General features: G+C 65.7%; 14 protein-coding genes and 2 pseudogenes. 5 read left to right on the top strand and 11 right to left on the bottom strand.

Features of this window, described 5'->3' with window-relative positions; translation table 11 throughout:
* Positions 1-9: 9 nt before the first annotated feature.
* On the bottom strand, positions 10-1,737 hold the full coding sequence (locus ONR75_RS28285) for an adenylate/guanylate cyclase domain-containing protein (protein WP_265080167.1): 1,728 nt from the start codon (positions 1,735-1,737) through the stop codon (positions 10-12).
* A 159-nt stretch (positions 1,738-1,896) separates the two neighbouring features.
* Between ONR75_RS28285 and ONR75_RS28280 the strand changes: the two genes are divergently transcribed.
* Entirely contained in the window at positions 1,897-3,501 is a 1,605-nt protein-coding gene (locus ONR75_RS28280) for a glycosyltransferase family 39 protein (protein ID WP_413776399.1), read from the top strand.
* A gap of 132 nt (positions 3,502-3,633) precedes the next feature.
* Here ONR75_RS28280 and ONR75_RS28275 read toward each other — a convergent pair whose 3' ends face one another.
* Positions 3,634-4,668 carry a YcjF family protein gene (locus ONR75_RS28275; protein ID WP_265080166.1) on the bottom strand — a complete coding sequence of 345 codons (1,035 nt, stop codon included), beginning with the start codon at positions 4,666-4,668 and terminating at the stop codon, positions 3,634-3,636.
* A pseudogene (locus ONR75_RS28270) lies at positions 4,665-6,127 on the bottom strand (YcjX family protein). Before ONR75_RS28270 ends, ONR75_RS28275 begins: the two are co-directional and overlap by 4 nt.
* 219 nt (positions 6,128-6,346) lie before the next feature.
* On the opposite strand from ONR75_RS28270, the gene trhA reads away from it, so the two are divergent.
* A complete protein-coding gene (gene trhA / locus ONR75_RS28265) occupies positions 6,347-7,045 on the top strand; it encodes a PAQR family membrane homeostasis protein TrhA (protein ID WP_265080165.1) in 699 nt (232 codons plus the stop codon).
* Between the two features lie 23 nt (positions 7,046-7,068).
* On the top strand, positions 7,069-7,866 hold the full coding sequence (locus tag ONR75_RS28260; RefSeq protein ID WP_265080164.1) for an SDR family oxidoreductase: 798 nt from the start codon (positions 7,069-7,071) through the stop codon (positions 7,864-7,866).
* 251 nt (positions 7,867-8,117) lie between these two features.
* Here ONR75_RS28260 and ONR75_RS28255 read toward each other — a convergent pair whose 3' ends face one another.
* The 6 genes and pseudogenes from ONR75_RS28255 to ONR75_RS28230 form a co-directional block, all read right to left on the bottom strand.
* Entirely contained in the window at positions 8,118-10,448 is a 2,331-nt protein-coding gene (locus ONR75_RS28255) for a molybdopterin guanine dinucleotide-containing S/N-oxide reductase (RefSeq protein WP_265080163.1), read from the bottom strand.
* A gap of 26 nt (positions 10,449-10,474) precedes the next feature.
* Positions 10,475-12,100, bottom strand: a complete 1,626-nt coding sequence (mdlC, locus tag ONR75_RS28250; RefSeq protein WP_265080162.1) for a benzoylformate decarboxylase — start codon at positions 12,098-12,100, stop codon at positions 10,475-10,477.
* 238 nt (positions 12,101-12,338) lie between these two features.
* The gene (locus tag ONR75_RS28245) at positions 12,339-13,190 is read right to left on the bottom strand and encodes a MaoC family dehydratase N-terminal domain-containing protein (protein ID WP_265080161.1); all 852 of its coding nucleotides are present in this window, start codon (positions 13,188-13,190) and stop codon (positions 12,339-12,341) included.
* Between the two features lie 11 nt (positions 13,191-13,201).
* Positions 13,202-14,295 (bottom strand): annotated as a pseudogene (locus ONR75_RS28240) (CaiB/BaiF CoA transferase family protein).
* Positions 14,296-14,337: 42 nt separating this feature from the next.
* Positions 14,338-15,522, bottom strand: coding sequence for an acyl-CoA dehydrogenase family protein (locus tag ONR75_RS28235; RefSeq protein WP_265080160.1), 1,185 nt, complete (start codon positions 15,520-15,522; stop codon positions 14,338-14,340).
* Positions 15,523-15,554: 32 nt separating this feature from the next.
* Positions 15,555-16,820: a cytochrome P450 gene (locus tag ONR75_RS28230; RefSeq protein WP_265080159.1), complete on the bottom strand. Its 1,266-nt coding sequence runs from the start codon at positions 16,818-16,820 to the stop codon at positions 15,555-15,557.
* Between the two features lie 219 nt (positions 16,821-17,039).
* Here ONR75_RS28230 and ONR75_RS28225 point away from each other — a divergent pair, with 219 nt between their 5' ends.
* On the top strand, positions 17,040-18,212 hold the full coding sequence (locus tag ONR75_RS28225) for an isovaleryl-CoA dehydrogenase (RefSeq protein WP_265080158.1): 1,173 nt from the start codon (positions 17,040-17,042) through the stop codon (positions 18,210-18,212).
* A 266-nt stretch (positions 18,213-18,478) separates the two neighbouring features.
* Here the strand turns inward: ONR75_RS28225 and ONR75_RS28220 are convergent, their stop codons facing one another.
* Both ONR75_RS28220 and ONR75_RS28215 read right to left on the bottom strand, forming a co-directional pair.
* Positions 18,479-19,291: a DUF2927 domain-containing protein gene (locus ONR75_RS28220; protein ID WP_265080157.1), complete on the bottom strand. Its 813-nt coding sequence runs from the start codon at positions 19,289-19,291 to the stop codon at positions 18,479-18,481.
* Between the two features lie 94 nt (positions 19,292-19,385).
* Positions 19,386-20,000, bottom strand: a complete 615-nt coding sequence (locus tag ONR75_RS28215; protein ID WP_265080156.1) for a L,D-transpeptidase — start codon at positions 19,998-20,000, stop codon at positions 19,386-19,388.
* A gap of 232 nt (positions 20,001-20,232) precedes the next feature.
* Between ONR75_RS28215 and ONR75_RS28210 the strand changes: the two genes are divergently transcribed.
* Positions 20,233-21,771 carry an acetolactate synthase large subunit gene (locus ONR75_RS28210; RefSeq protein WP_265080155.1) on the top strand — a complete coding sequence of 513 codons (1,539 nt, stop codon included), beginning with the start codon at positions 20,233-20,235 and terminating at the stop codon, positions 21,769-21,771.
* Positions 21,772-22,770: the final 999 nt, after the last annotated feature.

Here is a 22,770-nt window from a genome sequence, read left to right as displayed (position 1 = left end):
ATCCCCGGCTTAGTCGCCCTGCGTCGCCAGCCCTGCCAGACCGCGCGCATCGGCAATCGCGCGCACCATCATCGGCGCGACGCGACCGCGGATCGTCACGCCATGAGCCGGCAGCGCATCCGCCGCCACGCCGGCGGTCTCGAACACGGTGGCGGAGACGATCGCTTCGCAAGCCATGCTCTTGGTCATGTCCTGCAATCGCGCCGCGACATTGACGGCGTCGCCGAGCGCCGTGAACACCATGTGGTCGTGATAGCCTATGTCGCCGACGATCACCTCTCCGGCATGGATGCCGATGCCGAAGCCGATCGGCTCAGGCAGATCATCTTTGAGGAACTGGCTGAGTTCCCCGATATTGGTGGCGATCATCGCCGCCGCCTGCAACGCCTGGCGGCAGGCCGTCGCAGGATCGGCACCGAGGCCGAACAGCGCCAGCATGCCGTCGCCGACGAACTGGTTGGGCTGACCGCCCGACGCGATCACGGCCTGCGACACGGCGCCGAGGAAGCGGTTGACGATGAATACCGTATCGAACGGCAGGCGTTTTTCCGCCATCCTGGTCGAGCCGCGCATGTCGATGAACATGCTGACCAGATAGCGTTCCTGGCCGATGCGCGCCGGATTCGCCGCGTGGGCATTGGCGCTTGCGGCGTGCGGCAGGAACAGCTGGAAGAAGGCGAGGTCCGCGGTCGGCCGCAACTGGCAGGCGAGCCGGATCGACGGGTCGGCGGAAGCGCCCACACGATCGAGCACGAAGCTCTCGCGCGGCGACGGCGCGGGCAGGGCGCTGTTGTCGCCGATCACCCGGATGCGGCAGGTGGAGCAGCGGGCGCGGCCGCCGCAGACGCTGGCGTGGGGCATCTGGTGGCGCAGGCTGGCCTCGAGCACGCTGAGGCCCTTCGGCACCCGGATGGTCCGGCCATTGCCATAGGACAGGCTGACCATGCCGCCGCGGCGGTCGAGCAGCGCCCGCCCGCCACGCGCCGTCACTGCCAGGCCGAGCAAGACCCCGTAGCCGAGCATCAGGCCATTCGCGATATCGTCGAGCACGTCCTGTTGCTCCGGCGTGCCCACTTCCCCGATCGACAGGTTCTGCTTCTGCCATTCCGGCGCTGCGCTGTCGCGCATGACCGTGCGACCGCCCTGGTAGAGTCCCAGCAAGGCCAGTGTCGGAATCAGCACCGCGACGGCCAGAAGAGCCGGTGCCGCGGACCTGAAGAACGGCTTCAGCCGCAGCCAGAAATACAGCCCGATGCATCCATGGGTCCAGGCGATCAGGACGGTGAGGTGGGTCAGCCATATCTTCAGCGGGCCGGCGCCCCAGTAGCCGTACAGCACCTGCTGGTAGCCGCGCTCCTGCTCGAACAGCACGCCGCTGAGGCGCATGTTAACGGCATGGGCAATGATCAGTGCGGGGATGCTGAGGCCGAGGATCAGCTGCAGCGGCTCGATCGCCTTCCGGTGGAACTGCCGTCGCTCATACAGCGCCCAGATGCCGAGCCCGGCATGGATGGCGGCGGCTGCATAGAACGTCATGGCCACCGGCGGGTACTGCCAGAATCGGGTGTGGATCATCATCCCGGACGCCATCGCCGTCAGCGAGATGTTGCCTAGTGCGTGATTGAGGAAGTGGCTGACCAGGTAGCTGAACAGCACCACGCCGCAGGCCAGCCGCAACTGCCGGACGCTGAAGCCGCGGAGTGCGGCGCCGCGGGCCGTTGGCGTTGCTTCGATCATCGAGCCGCTCGCCTCGCTGCTGTCTGGTGGGTCATGCGCATCGTCCGACCCTAGAGGGAGACCGCCGGCGTTGCTACCGTCCGGCGCCGTTTTGCTGCGCTTTGCGCCAGCGATGTCAACAAGTTGACACCATGCCGCGGGCCGCCCAAAAGCTCCGCCATGAGCATGGTCCAGCCGATAGATCCAAACGTTTCGCGCCGCAGCTTGCTGGCCGTCGTGGCGCTGGTGGTTGCCTTGACCGCGATGCGCGGGATCTATGCCGGGGTGTTCGACCTGCGCACCGACGAGGCCTATTACTGGACCTGGTCGAAGGAGAACGTGCTGTCGTTCCTCGATCATCCGCCGATGATCGCCTGGTTCATCCGGCTGGGCACCGCGATCTTCGGTGACACGAATTTCGGGGTGCGCTTCGCCGGCCTGCTGGCGATGGCGGTGACACAACTGCTGCTCGGCGACATCGTGCGCCGCGTCACCCACGATTTTCGCGCGGTGGCGTTCGCGGTGCTGATGCCGGAGGCCGCGCTGTACTACGGGCTGCTGATGGCCAAGGTCGCGCCGGACGTGGCGATGATCCCGTTCGCGGTGGCGATGATCTGGTCGCTGGTGCGGCTGGCGCAAAGCAATGACGGACGATGGTGGCTGGCCGCCGGCCTGTTCGCCGGGCTGGCGCTGCTGTCGAAACTTACCGTGGTGATGCTGGTCCCGGCGGTGCTGACCTTCCTGCTGGTGCCGGCGTGGCGGACGCGCTGGCTGCGCAGCCCGTATCCGTGGGCCGCCGTGCTGATCGCCTTCGTGGTGTCGTCCCCGGTGCTGATCTGGAATGCCGGGCACGACTGGGCGTCGTTCAAGTTCCAGTTCGTCCGCGCCACCACCGACAACGCGGTGTCGCTGCGCACGCTGGGCGATTTTCTCGGCCTGCAGTTCGGTCAGGTTGGTCCGATCCTGTTTCCCGTGGTGCTGTCGGCGGTGCTGATCACCGCATGGCGCGGCTATCGCCGGCGCGAGCCGGTGGCGATCCTGCTGTCGACCTGCGTGCTGGTGCCGTTCGTCTACTTCGTCTGGAAGTCGCTGACGCTGCGGATCGGCGATACCTGGGCGATGTTCCTGTGGCCCGCCGGCTTCGCCGCCGCTGCGATCAACATCACGCTGTTGCCGCGCGAGCGCTGGCCGGCCTGGATGATCCAGTCGGCCGCGCCGTGGATGAAGGCCGCGATCGGCTCGGGCATTGCGCTGGTGCTGCTGGTCTTCCTGTATTGCGTCGCCAGCCCGTGGAATTTGATCGGCCGGGCCGATCCGATCGGTGGCGAGGCCGGCTATGGACCGCTGGCGGCACGCGCGCTGGTGGAGATGGACCGCGCCGGCGCGACCTGGATCGCCACGACCGACTATCGCACTTACGCCATGCTGCGCTGGCACCTGAAGGACAAGGTGCCGGTCGTGCAGGTCAATCAGCGCGCGCGCTTCCTCGGCTTCCGCGATCCCGGCCTGACGCTGATCAGGGATCATGCCGGCCTCTACGTCGCACAGACCAACGACGACAATCGCGCCCTGCTGGCCGCGACGCCGGCGGTGCTCACGCGCGTCGCCGTGGTCGATACGGTGTGGCGCGGGGTGGCGATGAAGACCTATGCCATGGACAAGCTCACCGGCTGGACCCCCGACCTCAACCCGCCGCTCGGCACGCCGTTCTATCGCTGGCCAAATCTGGCGATGGCATTGCCGAACGATCAAATAGCCGCGCTACATCTGCACGCAACGCGTTAGTTGAAATGGCGCTCGACCTCCTCCCCTTGCGGGGAGGGGCCGAGGGTGGGGGTCCACAAGCGCCGGCGTTCGTGGCCCCCCACCCCGACCCTCCCCGCAAGGGGAGGGAGCATGACCGCCGTCAATTTTGACTCAAACAGCCTCTTCGCCGTCGCGCTTGCGCAACAGATCCTTCGCGAGATCGCTCAGCACCGGGCGCGGCAGTGCGGTGAACGGCAATGGCCTTGTGACGTCGATGGCGGCGAGGCCGAGCCGCGCGGTGAGCAGGCCGTTCAGGATGCCTTCGCCGAGCCGCTGCGACAGCTTCGCCGCAATGCCGTGGCCGAGCATCTGCTGGATCATGCTGTCGCTGGCGGCCATGCCGCCGGTGATGGCGAGGTGGCCGATGGCGTGGCGCATCAGCCGGATCATGCCGAGCGCGCCGGGCCGGCCGCCATAGAGCAGCGCCAGTTGCCGCACCAGCCGCACCGCTGCAGCTGCCACGAACAGCACGTCGACCAGTGCGCGCGGGCTGATCGCGGTGACCACCGACACACGCTGTGCCGCGACTGAGACGAGGCGGCGCGCCTCGATATCCAGCGGCCCCATCAGCTCGCGCTCGGCCAGCTTGATCATGTCGGCGCCGTCGATGATGTCGTCGGTATGGCTTTGCAGCGCGCTGCGCGCGCGGGCCAGTTGCGGGTTGCGATGCGCTAGCTTCAGCAGGTCGTGGACGACGGCCCGGCTTCCGGCGCGGTCGTCACTGGCGAGAACGTCAAGTGCGCGCAGGTGCAGGCTCTCGATGGTGGCCAGCCTGACCAGAGCGAGCGCTTCGCGGGCGATGATCACCACCAGCGCGATCGCCGCCAGCGCCGCCAGTGTCAATCCGGAATAGCCAAGCCCTTCGTTGCGCGCGTAGAGGTCCTCGACCAGATGGGTGACGCTGAGGCCGAGGCCCATCAGCACCAGACCGCCGAGCGCGCACCAGAACAGCGTGCCCCAGCGAAAGCCTTTGCGTGCGGCGATCTGCGGCGCGTCGATCACCACCGGCATCGCCATGGCGTCGGCCTCCGGCGTGATGCGCACGGTGCCACGCGTCAGCCGGCCGGCCTCATCGTCGGCATCCATCACGACGACGTGGGGATCGTCGAGCCGGAACGTGGCCGGGCGCCGCGGGGTGGTTGTCATTGCAGCCTGTCTCCGATCAGGAACTGGAGCGCGCGGTCGAGGCGGATGTGAGGCAGCGCCGGCTCCTCGGCGCCCTGGCGCTCAAGCAGCGGGGGCGAAATCTGAGGAAGCGGAAATCGGCCTTGTCCGCGGCGGTGCTCGACAGCCCGCTGAAGCCACCGCCGAAGAAGCCATCGAGATCCGTCGGCAGGTCGCCGGGGAAGGTCGCCACTTCCGTCGCGCCGTCGAAGCTTTCGCCATTGGCGACCTCGCCGGCGACGGGGGTGCCGAGAATGGAGGGCAATTTGTCGCGGCCGCGCTGCACCAGCGCCTCCCTGGTGGCACGGACCGCGGCCATCGCCACCACGTCCACCGCGGCGCCGGCCAGTTCGGAGCGTGCCACGGCCTTGTCCACGGTTCGCCGCAACACCGTCTCAAGCCGATCGTGGCTGAGATGATGCAGGTGATCGGCCTTGGTGGCCGCGAACAGGATGCGATCGACCCGCGGCCGGAACAGCTGGCTCAGAATGGTGGTGCGGCCGATGCGGAAGCAGTCGAGAATCCCGGCCAATGCGGCTTCGAGATCGTGCAACGCCTCCGGTCCGGCATTGAAGGCCGCGAGCGCATCGACCAGCACGATCTGGCGGTCCAGCCGTGAGAAGTGGTCGCGGAAGAATGGCCGCACCACCACGTCCTTGTAGGCCTCATAGCGCCGCCGCATCATCGCCCACAGCGAGCCATCAGGCGCCGTAGTGTCGGCCGGGAGGTCGAGCGGCGCGAAGGTCAGCGCCGGCGAGCCCGCCAGATTGCCCGGCATCAGGAAGCGGCCGGGCGGCAGCAGGCTCATGGCGAAACGCTCGTCGCGGCAGGCGCGCAGATAGTCGGTGAACAGTCTTGCCGCGATCAATGTCGCCTGTTCGTTCTCGCGGCCAACGGGGTCGAGCGTGGCGAGGTGCGCCAGCCATTGCCCGGCGATCGCTGCGCGCGGACCCTGCCGGGCGAGGCCAAGACTCTCGGCCGACCATTCCTCATAGGACTTGTTGAGCAGCGGCAGGTCGAGCAGCCATTCGCCGGGATAGTCGACGATGTCGAGGGTCAGCGTGCGGTCGGCGCCGTTGTGGCGCTGGTAGTCGATGACTAGGCGCAGCTCGCTGATATCCACGGTGGAGTTCGGCCAACGCCGCTCGTCGATCAGCGTGCGGACGTGGTCTTCATAGGCGAAACGCGGCACGGCATCGTCGGGTTGCGGCGCCAGCCGGGCCTTGGCAATGCGCCCGGTGGCCAGCGATTCGAATACCGGGAAGCGTCCGCCGCGCGTGAGCCCATGCACCAGCGCGGTAATGAACACCGTCTTGCCGGCGCGTGACAGGCCGGTGACACCCAGTCGCACGGTCGGATTGAACAGGCCTTCGCCATAGTCCAGCAATGCGCGTGCGGACAGGCGAGCCTCTTCGACGAGTTCGGAAAGACTGGAAGCCATGTCAGAGTGCAACGCCTGCCAAGTGACGAATTCGTCATCAAATTGATCAATAGTGATCAAGGACAGGTGGCGATCTGCGCATGGAAATCAAGCCTTACGATTGACGCCTTTGCAGTGCACTCGTTCGCCATCGGTTTACTGGCTTGGCCTATGATGTCGTGGCGTCCCAAGTGGTGATATCGTCTCTTTGGTCCATCGTTGCTGTCGTGCGGATCCGCCATGAACAAGATTTTCAAGCTCAAGGAATTCGCGGCCCATTCCGCGACCACTGTCACCGGAACGGTACGCTGGAATTACGATCGCGCCGAGCTGATCGCCGACGGCATCGTCCACGGCCTCGGCGTGTTCTCCGGCCTGATTGCCGCCACGGCGCTGATCGTGCTGGCCGCGGTGTTCGCGCCGGCCGCCTCGGTGCTGACCGTGTCGGTCTATGCCGTTGGCCTGCTGGCCATGCTCGGCTTCTCGGCGGCGTATAATCTGTGGCCGGTGTCGCCGCGCAAATGGCTGCTGCGGCGGTTCGATCACTCGGCGATCTACGTCCTGATCGCGGCGACCTACACGCCGATCTTCGCCCAGCTCAGCGACAGCGGCTTCGCGCTGGCGCTGCTGGCCGGAGTGTGGTGCGTGGCGATTGTCGGCATCGCCATCAAGCTGTTCCTGCCGGGCCGCTACGATAAGGTGGCGGTGGTGCTGTATCTGGCCATGGGCTGGAGCGGCGTGATGGCCTATGATGCCGGTCTTGCCACGTTGCCGTCGACGACGCTGTGGTTCATCGGCGCCGGCGGCCTGCTGTACTCCTTCGGCGTGATCTTTCATGCCTGGCAGCGGCTGCGCTTCCAGAATGCCATCTGGCATGGATTTGTGCTGCTCGGCGCCGCCTGCCATTATACCGCTGTGCTCGACCTCGTTCTCGCCTGAGCACTCAACAGCGGAGTGTATCCATGCAGGTGGCTGGTAAGGTCGTGGTCGTGACCGGAGGCGGTAACGGCATCGGCCAGGCGCTGTGCGAAGCCTTCCGCCGCGCCGGTGCCGCCAAGGTCGTCGTCGCCGATCTCGACCTCGCGCGCGCCGAAGTCGTGGCTGCCTCCGTCGACGGCGCCGCGTTCAAATGCGACGTCGGCGTCGAAGCCGATATCAAGCATCTGATCAGCGAGACCGAGCGCCGCTTCGGCCCGATCGCCTTGTTCTGCTCCAATGCCGGCATCGGCGGCGGCTTCGATCCGCTCACGGTCAATGCCGGCGGCACGTCCGACGAACCATGGGCCAAGAGCTGGGCGATTCACGTGATGGCTCATGTCTACGCCGCTCGCCATCTGATCCCATTGATGAAGGCGCGCGGCGGCGGCTATTTCCTCAATACCATCTCCGCGGCAGGGCTTTTGTCGCAGGTCGGCAGCCCGGCCTATTCCACCACCAAACATGCCGCGGTGGGCTTTGCCGAAAATCTCGCGATCTCGCATCGTGCCGATGGCATCAAGGTGTCGATCCTGTGCCCGCAGGGCGTCGATACCAATATGCTGCGCTCGATCCCCAAGGGGCCGCAATCCAGCGACGGCGACCTGACGCCGGAGCAGGTGGCGAAGGACGCGCTTGATGGAATCGAAGCCGAGACGTTCCTGATCCTGCCGCATCCGCAGGTGATCGATTACATGCGCAAGAAGACCGAGAACTACGATCGCTGGATCGGCGGCATGGCGAAGATCCAGGCCAAGATGCGGGAAGAGTTCGGGAAGTCCTGAAGGCGCGCTTTTTACCTCTCCCCGCCCTTTGCGGGGAGAGGTCGCGCGCACTTGCGCGCGGGTGAGGGGCAGGGCACGCGGCCTAACGCAGGCGTGTTGTCACGGATAACGCGAATGAGAATAACATCAACAGCGGTTGCAGCCCGAGAGAGATGCGTTGTGGCAATCTCGTGTCTTGCCCCTCACCCGACCGGCTTCGCTACGCTTCGCCGGTCGACCTCTCCCCGCAAAGAGCGGGGAGAGGTTAGGAACTACTCCGCCGCTTCCAGCCCCGCCTTAACCGCCACCGGCGGGTCATAGGCCTGGATCGGCGGCAGGTTGCCGATGAATTTCTCCACCTGCACCGTGGTGAGCTGGCCGGTGCAACCCTGGGCGAGGCTGGAGGTGCCGACGTCGCGGGTCAGCACGTTCGGGTTGCCGTGCACGCACAGCGGTTTGTCGTCATTGATGTCTTCCGGATCGTACCAGGCGCCGGTCGGCAGCTGTACCACGCCCGGCATTATGCCGTCGGTCACGACGACGGCCGCCAGGCAGGCGCCGCGGTCGTTGAACAGCTTGATGATGTCGCCGTCGGCAATGTCGCGCGCGCGGGCATCGGCGGGGTTCATGCGCGCCACTTCGCGTCCGCGGCGCTTCTCCGCTGAACTGTGGCCGCCGAAGTCGAACTGGCTGTGCAGACGGCTGGCGGGCTGGTTGGCAACCAGTTGCAGGGGCGTCGTCTCGCTAATCACATCGACGGGCGCAATCCAGCTGGGATGGCCGGGGCAATCGGCATAGTTGAAGCTGGCGATCTTGTCCGAGAAGATCTCGATCTTGCCGCTGGCCGTGGCCAACGGTTTGCCGGCCGGATCGTTGCGGAAGGCGCGGATGCTGCCGCCGTCATGCGGCAGCTGCGGTAGCGTGAGTTCGCCGCGGACCCAGAACGTATCGAAGTCGGGCGCCTCGAGGCCGCGCGCGGCGAGACCATCCCGGGTGAAGCTGTAGAGATGACGCAGCCATTGTCCGGAGGTGCGGCCCTCGGTGAAGGCGTCCTTGCAACCGAGGCGCCCGGCAAGTCCGGTGAAGATGTCATAGTCGTCACGGGCCTCGCCGAACGGTTCGGCCAGGCGATGCATCGCCACCATCAGCGGATCGGTGGGCGCGCCGCCGATGTCCTCGCGTTCCAGGGTCATGGTGCAGGGCAGAACAATGTCGGCGTGCCTTGCCGTCGCGGTCCAGGCGATCTCGTGCACCACCAGCGTATCGACCGCAGCGAAAGCGCGGCGCAGGCGGTTGAGATCCTGATGATGATGGAACGGGTTGCCGCCGGCCCAATAGACCAGCTTGATATCGGGATAAGCGAGGCGCTGGCCATTGTAGTCGAACGGCGCGCCCGGATTGAGCAGCATGTCGCTGATGCGGGCGACCGGAATGAAATCGCCGACGTTGTTCTTGCCCTGCGGCAGGGCGGCGATCGGCACGGCGTTGTGGCGGCGACCGTAATTGGCGATGGCGCCGAGCGCGTAATTGTAACCGCCGCCGGGCAGCCCGTGCTGGCCAAGCATGGCCGCCAGCACCGAAGCCATCCACACCGGCTGCTCGCCGTGTTCGGCGCGCTGCAGCGAATGCGCGACGGTAACCAGCACGCGCTTGCCGGGCAGGCGGCGCGCCAAAGCGCGAATGTCGTCGGCGTTGACGCCGGTGATCCCAGCCGCCCAGGCGGCATCCTTGGGCTGGCCGTCGCTGCGGCCCATCAGATAGTCTTCGAACACAGGCCAGCCGGTGCAGTGGCTGTCGAGCAAGCCGCGGTCGTGGCTGTTATCGCTCACCAGAGTATGTGCCAGCGCCAGCATCAAGGCCGTGTCGGTGCCCGGTTTCAACGGCACCCATTCGTTGTTGACCTCGTCGGGCAGGTCGCTCTTCAGCGGGCTGATCAGCACCAGCCGGCAGCCGCGCCTGGAGGCCGCGACCATGTCCTGATGTTCGGTGTGGCGGCTGATGCCGCCGGAGGCAACGCGCGAGTTCTTCGTCGCCATGCCGCCGAAAGCGAGAATCACATCGGTGTGGGCAACGATCTCGTCCCAAGCGACGTTCTTGCGCGAGACGTCGTCGTAGTTGCCGAGAACATGCGGCAGGATCACCATCGAGGCGCCGGCCGAGTAGCTGTTCACCGAGCGCACATAACCGCCGAGCGCAACGTTGAGGAAGCGGTGCAGCTGGCTCTGGGCATGATGGAAGCGGCCCGCACTCGACCAGCCATAGGAGCCGCCGAACACCGCCTTGGCGCCATGCTCGTCGTTGACGCGCTTCAGCTCGGCGGCGAGCAGGTCGAGCACCGCGTCCCATTCCATCTCGACGAACTCGTCACGGCCGCGGCGGTCATCCTTGCCGGGACCGTTCTCCAGCCAGCCGCGGCGCACCATCGGCTTGGCGATCCGCGCCTTGTGACGAAGCGCCTCGGGGAAATTCTGGATAATCGGATTGGGATCGGGATCGATCGGGTGCGGAACGATGACCAGCTTGCCGTCTTTCCAGGCGCCGGAGAAAGCGCCCCAGTGCGAACTGTGCGGCTTGGCCGGGGTGTCCTTCATCCGGTCGGTCATGCGGGTCGTCCTATCGCGTTGTCACATCAGTGCTTTTGTCCATAAAGCACGGGCACGGCGCTGTCGACGACGACTTCGACAAGGCTGACGCCATCATACTGCAGGCCGCGCGCGAGCGCTGCCGCGAGTTCCGTGGCCTTGCTGACACGCACGGCGTTGCAGCCCATTCCTTCGGCAAGCTTGACGAAATCGAGGCCGGGCAGGTCGAGGCCGGGCACATTCCGCACCTGCATGACCTGGCTGAACGAGCGCATCGCGCCGTAACCGGAATTATTGATGATCACCACGGTCAGCGGCAACTTGCGCTGGACGGCGGTCCATAGCGCCTGGATCGAATACATCGCCGAACCGTCGCCGATCAGGCACACGCTGCGGCGGCCGGGATAGCCCAGCGCCATGCCGACGGAGGCCGGCAGGCTGTGGCCGAGGCCGCCGGAACTCATGGTGTAAAAACTGTCCTGGCCGCGCATCGGCATGAACTTCTGCATCGCCGGACGATGCGAGGGCGCTTCCTCCACCAGCATGGCATCCTTGGGCATCGCCTGCGCCAGCGAGTGCAGGAGGTAGTCGACCGGGATCGGGTCGCCGGTCGCGGGCGGGGGCGGCAGGATACGGCCGGGCGCGGCCGTGCGTTTGGTAGCGGGCAGCAGGTCCAGCAGCAGCGTCAGTGCTGGCTTCATCGTCGCTATGATGCTGGTGCCGACCGGCATCACCGCGGCCGAGGTGGTGTCATCGGTGATCTGGAACAGCGTGGTGCCGCCATCAAAGATCGACGCGTGGCCCTCCACATGGAAAGTAAACACCGGCGCGCCGATCACCACGACGAGGTCGTAGTCGCGTAGCGCGTCGGAGAGTTGCGCCGGCGAGGCATGCAGGAAGCCGGCGAACTGTGGATGCCGTTCCGGAAAGCTGCAGCGTGCCGAGAACGGGCTGACCCAGACGGCCGCCTTGGTCTTTTCCGCGACCTGGACCATCAGGTCGACGGCCTCGGCGCGGTCGATGCCGGGGCCGACGATCAGTGCCGGCTTCTTGCTGCCAGCCAAGGCGGCGACCAGTTCGTGCATCGCCTGGGGATCGGGACCGAGCTCGCGGCTCACGCGCCGTGCGGCGATGGGTTGCGCGGGATGGGTCCAGTCGTCGATCGGTACCGAGACGAAGGTCGGCCCGCACGGCGGCTGCATCGCCACGTAATACGCCCGCGCGATGGCCGCGGGCACGTCCTCGGCGCGCGCCGGCTCGACGCTGTATTTCACATAAGGCCGCGGAAATTCCGAGGCGCGTTCGGCATAGAGAAAGGCCTGCAGCGGCAGGATGCTGCGCGCCTGCTGGCCGGCGGTGATGACCATCGGGGTCTGGTTGCGATGTGCGGTGTAGATGTTGCCAAGCGCATGGCCGACGCCGGCGGCGGAATGCAGGTTGACGAAGGCGGCATTGCGCGTTGCCTGCGCATAGCCATCGGCCATGCCGATCACCGAGGCTTCCTGCAGACCGAGCACGTAGTCGATGTCGTCGGGCCAGTCCGACAGAAACGGCAGTTCGGTCGAGCCGGGATTGCCGAACACCTTCTTGATGCCGAAGGCGCGGATCAGGTCGAGGGTGGCGTCCTTGACGGTGACGGATTTACGGGCGGGTTTTGCTTTGTCGCGGGCCAATGTGTTTCCCCATTTGCGGCGTTGGTTCGCAGCGATTGGCCCCGATCAATCAGGGGAAGTGCGGAAGAGTCAACATGCTCTGGCTGTCATCGTCCGCAATCTCAGCCTCGTCATCACCCGCGAAAGCGGGTGATCCAGTAGACGCTGGCGCCGCGGCTTCTTCACCGCCGCCTGCGTATACTGGGTCGCTCGGTCCTGGCGCGCAATTGCGCGCAGGCCGGGCGACGACAGTCGGTGGCTACCAGCTCGCCGTCGCCTTCATGGTCGGCGCGCCCTTGTCGTTGGCGGTCCAGACCTCCAGCCCCTCGGCCGTCTCGTTGGCATTGACCGAAAATTCCGCGCCGTCGAACAGCGGCTGCACGCCGCGGTAGCTGAACTTGGCGGGCGCTTTGCCACCGTGCAGTTTCGCTGACAATTCCACCAGCAAGGTCGCCTGCATCGGCCCGTGAAACACCAGGCCGGGATAGAACTCGACTTTTGTCACGTAGTCGCGGTCGTAATGGATGCGGTGGCCATTGAAGGTCAAAGCGGAGTAGCGGAACAGCAGCACCGGATCGGCAAAGTGCCTTTCGCTGTGTTTTGCCGTGGGCACCTCCTTCGGTGCCGGCGCCGGTGGCGCCATGCTGGTCGGCGCGTCGCGATAGACGATGTCCTGGCGCTCGCGAATGGCGAGGCCGCGCGGCGTGGTGATGAGGTGCTCGACGCTGACAAAACACAGCGCGCCGGTGGAGCCGGTCTTCAGCGTGACGTCGAGGATTTTTGACGCGCGCGTGACGTCGTCGCCGACGCAGAGCGTGTCGAGAAATTCGAGCTGGCCGCCGGCCCACATGCGGCGCGGCAGCGGCACCGGCGGCAGGAAGCCGCCGCGGGCCGGATGGCCATCGCTGCCGAGCTGGTCCATCGGCGCCACCGGCTGCGCGAGGCACCAATGCGTGGTGAAGGGCGCGGCGTCGCCGGGCTGCGGCTTGCCGATGTCGAGGAACAGCGTGGCGCGCAGCCCCTTCACGAGCTGTGCGGTGACAATATCCGAGGCCTCGTCGGTGCGCCCGATCCAGCTGCGGAGGTGATCGAGATCGAGTGTGTCGGCCATGGTTTGCTCCGTTACTTCTGCACTTCGCCGATGGCCGGGACTGCGCGGTATCCACGCGGCGCGTCGACGAAGATCGCGGCCGGCGCGGGATAGCTGACGTCACCGTTCGGCGTCGCCACCGTGATGCGGCGCAGATGCGGGTGGGTGGAGAGATCGGCCATGGTGTTGACCTCGGCAAAGGCGATGTCGGCCTCGGTCAGCCGCTGCAGCAGCGCGTCGCGGCTCAGGGAGCCGAACGCGTCGCTCACGGTCTGGTCGGTGAAGGCGCGGTTGCGCACGCGCTCGACGCCGTTGACCAGGCGCGGGTCGCTGGCCAAGCGGCGTCGCCGAGCACCTTGGCGCACAGCACTTTCCACTCACGTTCGCTCTGGATCGAGATCAGGATGTCCTTGCCGTCCATGGAGCGGAACACGCCATAGGGCGCGATGGAGGGATGTGCGAGGCCCATGCGCTGCGGCGGGTTGCCGGCCTCGGCATTGAGCAGCGGCACGGTGAGCCAGTCGGCCATCACGTCGAACATCGAGATGCGGATGTCGGCGCCCTGGCCGGACATCGCCCGGCCAATCAGCGCTTCGAGGATCGCGGCATGCGCAGCAGCGCCGGTGGCGACGTCGACGATGGAGACGCCGACCCGCGACGGGCCTTCGGGGCCGCCGGTGATCGAGGCCAGCCCGCTTTCGGCCTGGATCAAGAGGTCATAGGCCTTGCGGTGGGCATAGGGGCCGTCGTCGCCATAGCCGGAAATCGTGCAGCAGATCAGTCGCGGATAGTCCTTGCGCAGGCGCTCGAGAGTAAAACCGAGCTTGTCCATCGAGCCGGGCTTGAGATTCTGCAGCAGCACGTCGGCGGCGGCGATCAGCTCCTCCAGCGAGCGACGGCCCTCGGGCGTGGCGAGGTCGATGACCACGGAATCCTTGCCGCGGTTCAGCCAGACGAAGTAGCTGCTCTGGCCTTTTGCCGCATGGTCGTAGCCCCTGGCAAAATCGCCTTCCGGGCGCTCGATCTTGATCACATGGGCGCCGGCATCGGCGAGCCGCGAGCTGCAGAACGGCGCGGCCACCGCCTGTTCGACGGCGATGACGGTCAGTCCTTCAAGCGGCAGCATCGTTCACTCCGGGATTTCGAAAGAGGAGCCTCGGCCGTTGTGTCAGTACGAGCGCGGCATGCCGAGCACGTGCTCGGCGACGTAGGACAGGATCAGGTTGGTGGAGATCGGCGCCACCTGATACAATCGCGTCTCGCGGAATTTGCGCTCGACGTCGTATTCCTCGGCAAAGCCGAAGCCGCCGAAGGTCTGCACGCAGGCGTTGGCCGCTTCCCAGGAGGCATCGGCGGCGAGCATCTTGGCCATGTTGGCCTCGGCGCCGCAGTCCTGACCCGCTTCGTATTTGCGGGTGGCTTCCTTGACCATGAGTTCGGCGGCGCGCATGGCGGCGTAGCTCTTGGCGATCGGGAACTGGATGCCCTGATTCTGGCCGATCGGGCGGCCGAACACCACGCGTTCCTTGGCATAGGCGGTCGCCTTGGCGATGAACCACTTGGCGTCGCCGATGCACTCGGCGGCGATCAGGATGCGCTCGGCATTCATGCCGGACAGGATATAGCGGAAGCCCTTACCTTCCTCGCCGATCAGATTGGCCGCGGGCACCTTGAGGTCGGTGAAGAACACCTCGGTGGTGGCGTGGTTCATCATGGTGCGGATCGGGCGGATCTCCAGCCCGTTGCCCTTGGCTTCCTTCATGTCGACCAGGAACACGGACAGACCGTCGGTGCGCTTGGCCGACTGGTCCTTCGGCGTGGTACGCGCCAAGAGCAGCATCAGGTCGGAGTGTTCGGCGCGGCTGGTCCAGATCTTCTGGCCGTTGACGACGTAGTTGCCGTCCGCGTCCTTCTTCGCGAAGGTTTTTAGCGATGTGGTATCGGTACCGCTCGTGGGCTCGGTGACGCCAAACGCCTGCAGCCGGACTTCGCCGGTCGCTATCTTCGGCAGCCACTGCGCCTTCTGCGCATCGGAGCCGTGCCGCAGCACCGTACCCATGGTGTACATCTGCGCGTGGCAGCCGCCGCCGTTGCAGCCGGCGCGCTGGATCTCTTCGAGGATTGCAGCCGCTGCGGAAATTTTCAGCCCGGAGCCGCCATATTCCTCGGGGATCAGCACCGACAAGTAGCCGGCCTCGGTCAGGGCATCGACGAAGGCCTTGGGGTAGGCCATGTCGCGGTCGAGCTTGCGCCAGTATTCGCCGGGAAACTGTGCACACAGCTTGGCGACGGCATCGCGGATATCGTGATAGTTTTCCTGGAACTCGTCCTGCTCCGCGGCTTGGTTTTTCATCGAGGAATTTACATTCTCTTATTTGGGAAAAATCAGGAAATGCGAACCGGCAAAGACTCGTAGCCTTTGACGAAGCTCGAATATACCCGCTTAGGTTCCCCGACAACCTCGATATTGGCAAACCTCTCCAGCATTTCCTCCCACACGATCTTCAGCTGCAACTCGGCCAGCCGCATGCCGACGCAGCGGTGGACGCCGAAACCGAACGACAGATGGGTGCGCGGACGGGCGCGGTCGATGATGAAGTCGTTGGGGTTCTCGATCATCTCGTCGTCGCGATTGCCGGAGACGTACCACATCACCACACGGTCGCCCTTTCTGATGGTCTTGCCGCCCAGTTCGGTATCGACCAGTGCGGTACGGCGCATATGCGCGAGCGGAGTCTGCCAGCGAATGACCTCCGGCACCATGGTGTCGATCAGCGCCGGATTGTCGCGCAGCTTCTGATACTGGTCGGGGTTCTCGTTCAGCGCCAGCACCGAGCCGGTCATGGTGTTGCGCGTGGTGTCGTTGCCGCCGACGATCAGCAGGATGATGTTGCCCATCAGGGTGTCGGGGTCCATCTGCCGCGTTGCGTCGCTGTGCGCCATCATCGAGATCAGGTCATTCCGCGGCTCGGAATTTACCCGCTCATTCCACAGCTTCTCGAAAGTAGCGGCGCACTCGTCCATTTCGCGCCGGCGCTCCTGCTCCGAGGAGACGACGCCGCTCTTGGGCAGCGCCGTCGCCACGTCGGACCAGCGCGTCAGCTTGCGGCGTTCTTCCCACGGGAAGTCGAACAGCGTCGCCAGCATCTGCGTGGTCAATTCGATGGAGACGCGCTCGACGAAATCGAAGGTCTCGTTGCGGGGCAGGGCGTCGAGCACCTTGCAGACTCGCCCGCGAATGAGCACGGCCAGTTCGTCGAGATGAGCGGGCGTAAACATCGGCGACACGGTCTTGCGCTGTGCGCTGTGACGCGGCTCATCCATGGCAATGAAGCTCGGCCAGTCGTAGCCTTCCGGCACGTCCCGGATACCGATGCCGCCGTGCTTGACGTCGGAGGAGAAGATGGCGGCATTGGTATCGACATGCATGATGTCGTTGTATTTGGTCACCGACCAGTACGGCTCGATCGGCGCATTGGTGCAGTAATGCACGGGCTCTTCCTTGCGCAGCCGCTCGAACCATGGCCACAGCGTGTCGGTCTGGAACAGCTTGGGCGCGCCCGGATGGAAATCCTTCAGCGGTGTTGCGTAGGCCTGCTCGCGTGCGATGCGCTGGCGTGCGACCTTTTCGCTCTCGATGGTGCCGTGCATTTTCGATTCCTGTTTCGTTCGTCCCGACGCGTACCGTGGCTGATCCCGGCGGCGTTATTTTGGCCGAATTACACTCCGTTGTCGGTCACAGCGCAAGGCCGGGCAAAGGCGATTCCGGCCGAACGAAGGGATTGATTTGGCGAAGCATTTCCTGTCTTCAATAGGGAAACGCATGCGCGTTGCGCGCCAAAGGCGATTTTCGAGCGGAGGCAGCCCCCGATGATTCCCAATGCCCACAGGATGTTCAATTTTGATCTCGGTGAGACCGCCGACGCGATCCGCGAAACCGTGCGCGACTTCTCCGCCAACGAGATCGCGCCGCGCGCCGACGAGATCGACAAGAGCAATCAGTTTCCGCGCGACCTGTGGCCGAAGCTCGGCGCGCTCGGCCTGCACGGAATCACAGTCGAGGAGGAGTATGGCGGCTCCGGTCTCGGCTATCTCGAGCACTGCATCGCCATGGAAGAGATCTCGCGGGCCTCGGCCTCGGTCGGGCTTTCCTACGGCGCGCATTCCAACCTCTGCGTCAACCAGTTGCGCCGCAACGGCTCCGATGCGCAGAAGCGCAAGTACCTGCCGAAGCTGATCTCCGGCGAGCACGTCGGCGCACTGGCGATGTCGGAGCCGGGAGCGGGATCCGACGTGGTGTCGATGACAACGCGCGCCGAGAAGAAGGGCGATCGCTACATCATCAACGGCAACAAGATGTGGATCACCAACGGCCCGATCGCCGAGACGCTGGTGGTCTACGTCAAGACCGATCCTGCGGCCGGCTCACGCGGCATCACCGCCTTCATCGTCGAGAAGGGCATGAAGGGGTTCTCCACCGCGCAGAAACTCGACAAGCTCGGCATGCGCGGCTCCGATACCGGCGAGCTGGTGTTCGAGGACTGCGAAGTGCCCGAAGAGAACGTGCTCGGCGAGGTCGGCCGCGGCGTCAACGTGCTGATGTCGGGCCTCGACTACGAGCGTTCGGTGCTGGCCGCGGGACCGCTGGGGATCATGCAGGCCTGCCTCGATCTGGTGATGCCCTATGTGCACGAGCGCAAGCAGTTCGGCCAGCCGATCGGCATGTTTCAGCTGGTGCAGGCCAAGGTCGCCGACATGTATGTGACGATGAACGCCTCGCGCGCCTATGTCTATGCAGTGGCGAAATCCTGCGACCGCGGCGAGACCACCCGCGAGGATTCCGCCGGCGCCATTCTCTACGCCGCCGAAAAGGCTACGCAATGCGCGCTCGATGCGATCCAGCTGCTCGGCGGCAACGGCTACATCAATGACTATCCGGCGGGCCGGCTGCTGCGCGACGCAAAGCTCTACGAGATCGGCGCCGGCACCAGCGAGATCAGGCGCATGCTGATCGGCCGCGAGCTGTTCGACAAGAGTGCTTAGCGGAAGACTGAATTCAATTGTCGCGGCCCCATCGTTTCCCTCCTCCCGCGTCTTCGCGGTGGGGAGGGTGGCCGGGCGTAGCGCAGCGAAGCCCGGTCGGGTGGGGGTGTTGCAACATGGATTGCAAAGTGTGGGGCACCCCCACCCCGGCCTCCGCTTTCGCTCGGCCGACCCTCCCCACCTCGCGCAGCTTCGCTGCGCTCCGGGGAGGGAGGCCATGAGCGCATTCGCGCCCGATGAAATCGGCAAATGAGATAAAGCGATGACTACTCTGACGTCAGCCCATTCACCTTGGTCACCCAGTTCCGCACGTCGGCCAGCACCTGCGGGATTACGGCATTGACCTCCTGCACGGTCATGCCGGCCCGGATGCGGGGGTCGTAGAGGATGTTGAGGATGTACTGGTCGTAGACGTCGAAATAGCCCATCTGGACGCTGTCGTTGAACATCGTCCATGGCACCGAGCTGGTGTCGTTGATCGGGCCCAGCGACTGCAGCAGTTCCTCATAGGCGCAGTCGAGGAAGATGAAATCGCCATTGTCGACGGTGAGGATGACGTCGGAATGCTCGATCTCGTAGGCCTCGTTCTTGCGGAAGCCGGACAGGCACTGCGGATCCAGCGAGGTGCGGATCTCCCTGGCGCGGTCGCTGCCGTAGAAGGTGGCGATGGTGCGGTTGAGGTCGCGGTCGCGCACCAGCTTGACCAGCACGTTGGCGTCGTCGCTGCTATCCGCCATGGCGATGTTGAGGTGCTGCACGCGCCGGGCGATGTCGGTCACCACCCGGGCGACCTGCGCCTTGCGGTCGGCGCGGCCGTCGGCGAACACCCGCACCGGGATCTCGTATTTGCGGATCCGGTCGACCCGGCCGGCGAGGTGATATTCGGCGCCGAACGCGGTCTTCAGAAAGCCGTCGACGATCTCGGCGTCGGTGAAGGCCTTCTTCTCGCTGCGCTGGCGCGCAGCGATTGCCGGAAGTTCACCGGCGACCGCTTGCGGCGCGGCCGGGGTCAGCAGGGTTGCGACGACGCCGAACGCCAGGATGGCCCGGTTTCGTCGCGATTTGTGCGGTGCGCTCATTGCGTGCACGCTGTCGCAATGCGTCGGCGTGCGCAAGTTACAATTACGCGTCTGGGTGGAACAGCGGCGCCCGCAGGCGCCACCTGCCGCGACCTCAGTTCTTGACGATCACCGTGGCGCCGACGGCGACGCGATTATAGAGGTCGGTGACGTCGTCATTGGTCATGCGGAAGCAACCCGAGGACACTGCCTGGCCAATGGTCTCCGGCTCGTTGGAGCCATGGATGCGGTACAGCGTGGAGCCGAGATACATGGCGCGGGCGCCGAGCGGATTGTCGACGCCGCCTTCCATGTGGCGCGGCAAATCGGGGCGCCGGGCGATCATCTGTGCCGGCGGGGTCCAGCTCGGCCATTCCTTCTTGGCGGTGATCTTGTGCACGCCGCCCCAGCGGAAGCCGTCGCGGCCGACGCCGATGCCGTAGCGCAGCGCCTGGCCATTGGCCTGCACCAGATACAGCCGCCGTTCGGCGGTGTTCACGATGATGGTGCCGGGCGCATAGCGGGTATCGATGCTGACCACGGTGCGGGGGATCGGTCCGGAGCCGCTCGAGGTGCCGAAATTGGAAAAGAAATTGGTGAACGACGGCGAATCGTCGACCTGGAAGTCAGGCTGCGCCTGCTGCTGAGGCTGCCGCCCGCGGGCATTGGCGGGTGCCGCGATGGCCAGCATCGCGACGGTGGCAAACAGAATGGAGAAAATGCGCTTCATCGTCTTCCTCGCCAGAACAGCCAAGCCCAAGACGGCCATGGCCAAGACAGGCCACAATTCGCCTCAATCTGCAAGCCACCGGTCGGTGATTCCCGCCGCGTCGGCCGGCATGGTGAAGCCCGCTGCCTGCGCAGGGCTGACCGGGATGCGTTGCATTTGCCCCTTTGACGAGAACTCCGAACAATGGTTGATCGTCCTCGTCATTCAAGACGCGAAAAACGGGAGCGAGACGATGAACGGTGCGGAAAGCCTGGTGCGGACGCTGGTGGCGGGCAAGGTCGATGTCTGCTTTGCCAATCCCGGCACCTCGGAAATGCATTTCGTCGCCGCGCTAGACCGCGTCGAGGGCATGCGCTGCGTGCTCGGCCTGTTCGAGGGCGTGGTGACCGGCGCCGCCGATGGCTATTATCGTATGAAGGGCACGCCGGCCTCGACGCTGCTGCATCTCGGCCCCGGCCTCGCCAATGGCCTCGCCAACCTGCACAACGCCAAGAAGGCCAATTCCGGCATCGTCAACATCGTCGGCCAGCATGCCGTCTATCACATCGAATACAACGCGCCGCTGACCTCGGATATCGAGGGCCTGGCGCGGCCGATGTCGCAATGGGTGCACACCTCGCCGGATGCGAAGTCGGTGGCCACGGACGGCGCCGCCGCTATTGCCGCCGCGCGGAATGCCCAGGTCGCGACCCTGATCCTGCCCGCCGACACCGCCTGGGGCGAGGCCTCCGGCATCGCCGAGGTCAAGGATGACAAGCAGCGCGCAGGCTATGCGCCCGACGCGGTGGATGCCGCAGCCCGGGTGCTGAAGTCCGGCGAACCGACGCTGCTGCTGCTGACCGGCGGCGCGCTGACCGAGCACGGCCTGGCGCTGGCCGCGCAGATCGCCGGCAAGACCGGCTGCAAGGTGATGGGCCAGACCTACAATCCGAAGATGGCGCGCGGCGCCGGCCGCTTCGCCATCGACCGGATTCCCTATGTAATCGAGCTGGCGCTGCCGATCCTGAAGCAGTTCCGCCACATCGTGCTGCTCGAGGCCAACGATCCCGTGGCGTTCTTCGCCTATCCGAACAAGCCGAGCATGCTCAAGCCGGAGGGCTGCGAGGTTCACCGCGTCACCGCGACCGGCGAGAACTCGGTGGCGGCGCTGGAAGCGCTGGCCGGCGCGCTCGGCGCCAAGCCGTCCGACGTGGCGCCGCAGAAGCTGATGGAGCTGGTCAAGCCGACCGGCGCGCTCAACCACGCGTCGATTGCGCAGGCGATCGCGCTGGCGATTCCCGACAATGCCATCATGGTGGACGAGTCGCTGACCACCGGACGCGGCTTCTTCCCGCCCACCGCGGCGGCGAAGCCGCATGACTGGCTGCAGAACATGGGCGGCTCGATCGGCTTCTCGACGCCGGTGGCGACCGGCGCCGCGGTGGCCTGTCCTGACCGCAAGGTGATCTGCATGGTCGGCGACGGCAGCGCCATGTACACGCTGCAGTCGCTGTGGACCCAGGCTCGCGAAGGGCTCGATATCACCACCATCGTGTTCGCCAACCGCAAGTACCAGATCCTGCTCGGCGAGTTCGACGGCGTCGGCGCCGGCCATCCCGGCCAGCGCGCCCTCGACATGCTCAACCTCGATCGCCCGGCGCTGGACTGGGTGGCGCTCGCCAAGGGCATGGGCGTGCCGGCGCGGTCGGTCACCACGGCCGACGACCTCAACAAGGCACTCGCCGACGCCATGGCCGAGAAGGGCCCGAAGCTGATCGAAGTGGTGATGTAAGGGACGGCTGCAACTCTCTCGTTCCCCGGACGCGTGCAGCGCTCTTCCTTCTCCCTCCCCGCGTCTTCGCGGTGGGGAGGGTGGCGCGTGTGAGCGGAGCGAACAACGCGTCGGGTGGGGGACGCGCGCCATGCGCGACAGAGCGTGAGGCGCCCCCACCCCGGCCTCCACTTCGCCGATGCTGCGCATCGCCTTCGTTCGGCCGACCCTCCCCGCCTCGCGCGGCTGCGCCGCGCTCCGGGGAGGGATTCTTCAGGCGCCTTGCCTGAACATCTGATTCAACTGTCAAACAGCCAAGCAACGACAATCCCGCGATGCTTTCGCGCCCGGGCTGTGCTGCATTCCCGCCCTCAATCGAGAGGGCGCGCGGAACGCCGGGTGCCCGATGCACCCATGGGCTTGTGCGCAAAATGTAGTAAGCGCACAAGGCTTGCCACGGTCACACCGGACTGATCCGGCGTTCCGCGCGCGATGGTGTTAACGGTCTATGTCGTGCTCTCCCCGGCGGCCGACACGGTTTCTCGTCGCCGTCGCTTCCGGTTGAGGGTGTTCCGCGGACGGATTGCCGCGGACTCTCCACCGGGCTTGGTGCTCACGCGGGGCACCAGGACCACACGCCTTCGCCGTCCGCGCAGCGCTGTCGTCTGCACTTCCTCCGGTTCTCACTGGCCATTCTGGCGAGCCCTGAACCGAATTCCGCGCCTGACGCTGCCGCGTCCACCGCACCCCGCCCAGCGAACCTGACGATCGCGATACGCCCCTCTCGGTGGGGCGGGATGCGATGGATTATAAACCTAACTGGATGTACGTCAAGAGGAATCGCGGATTATTTTCTCTGCGTGCCTGTCGCTGTTATCCCGTTCCCCGGACGCGGTGCACTGCGCCGCGCCTGCGCGGCGTGGTGCGCCGCAGATCCGGCCCAGCTTGTTGACATCAAAGCAAGCTGGGTCCCGGGTCTGCGCAGCAGCACTTTCGGCGATGCTGCGCATCGCCTGTGCT

The organism is Rhodopseudomonas sp. P2A-2r (genome assembly GCF_026015985.1).
Lineage (GTDB): Bacteria > Pseudomonadota > Alphaproteobacteria > Rhizobiales > Xanthobacteraceae > Tardiphaga.
This window is presented reverse-complemented; position numbering and strand designations above follow the sequence as displayed.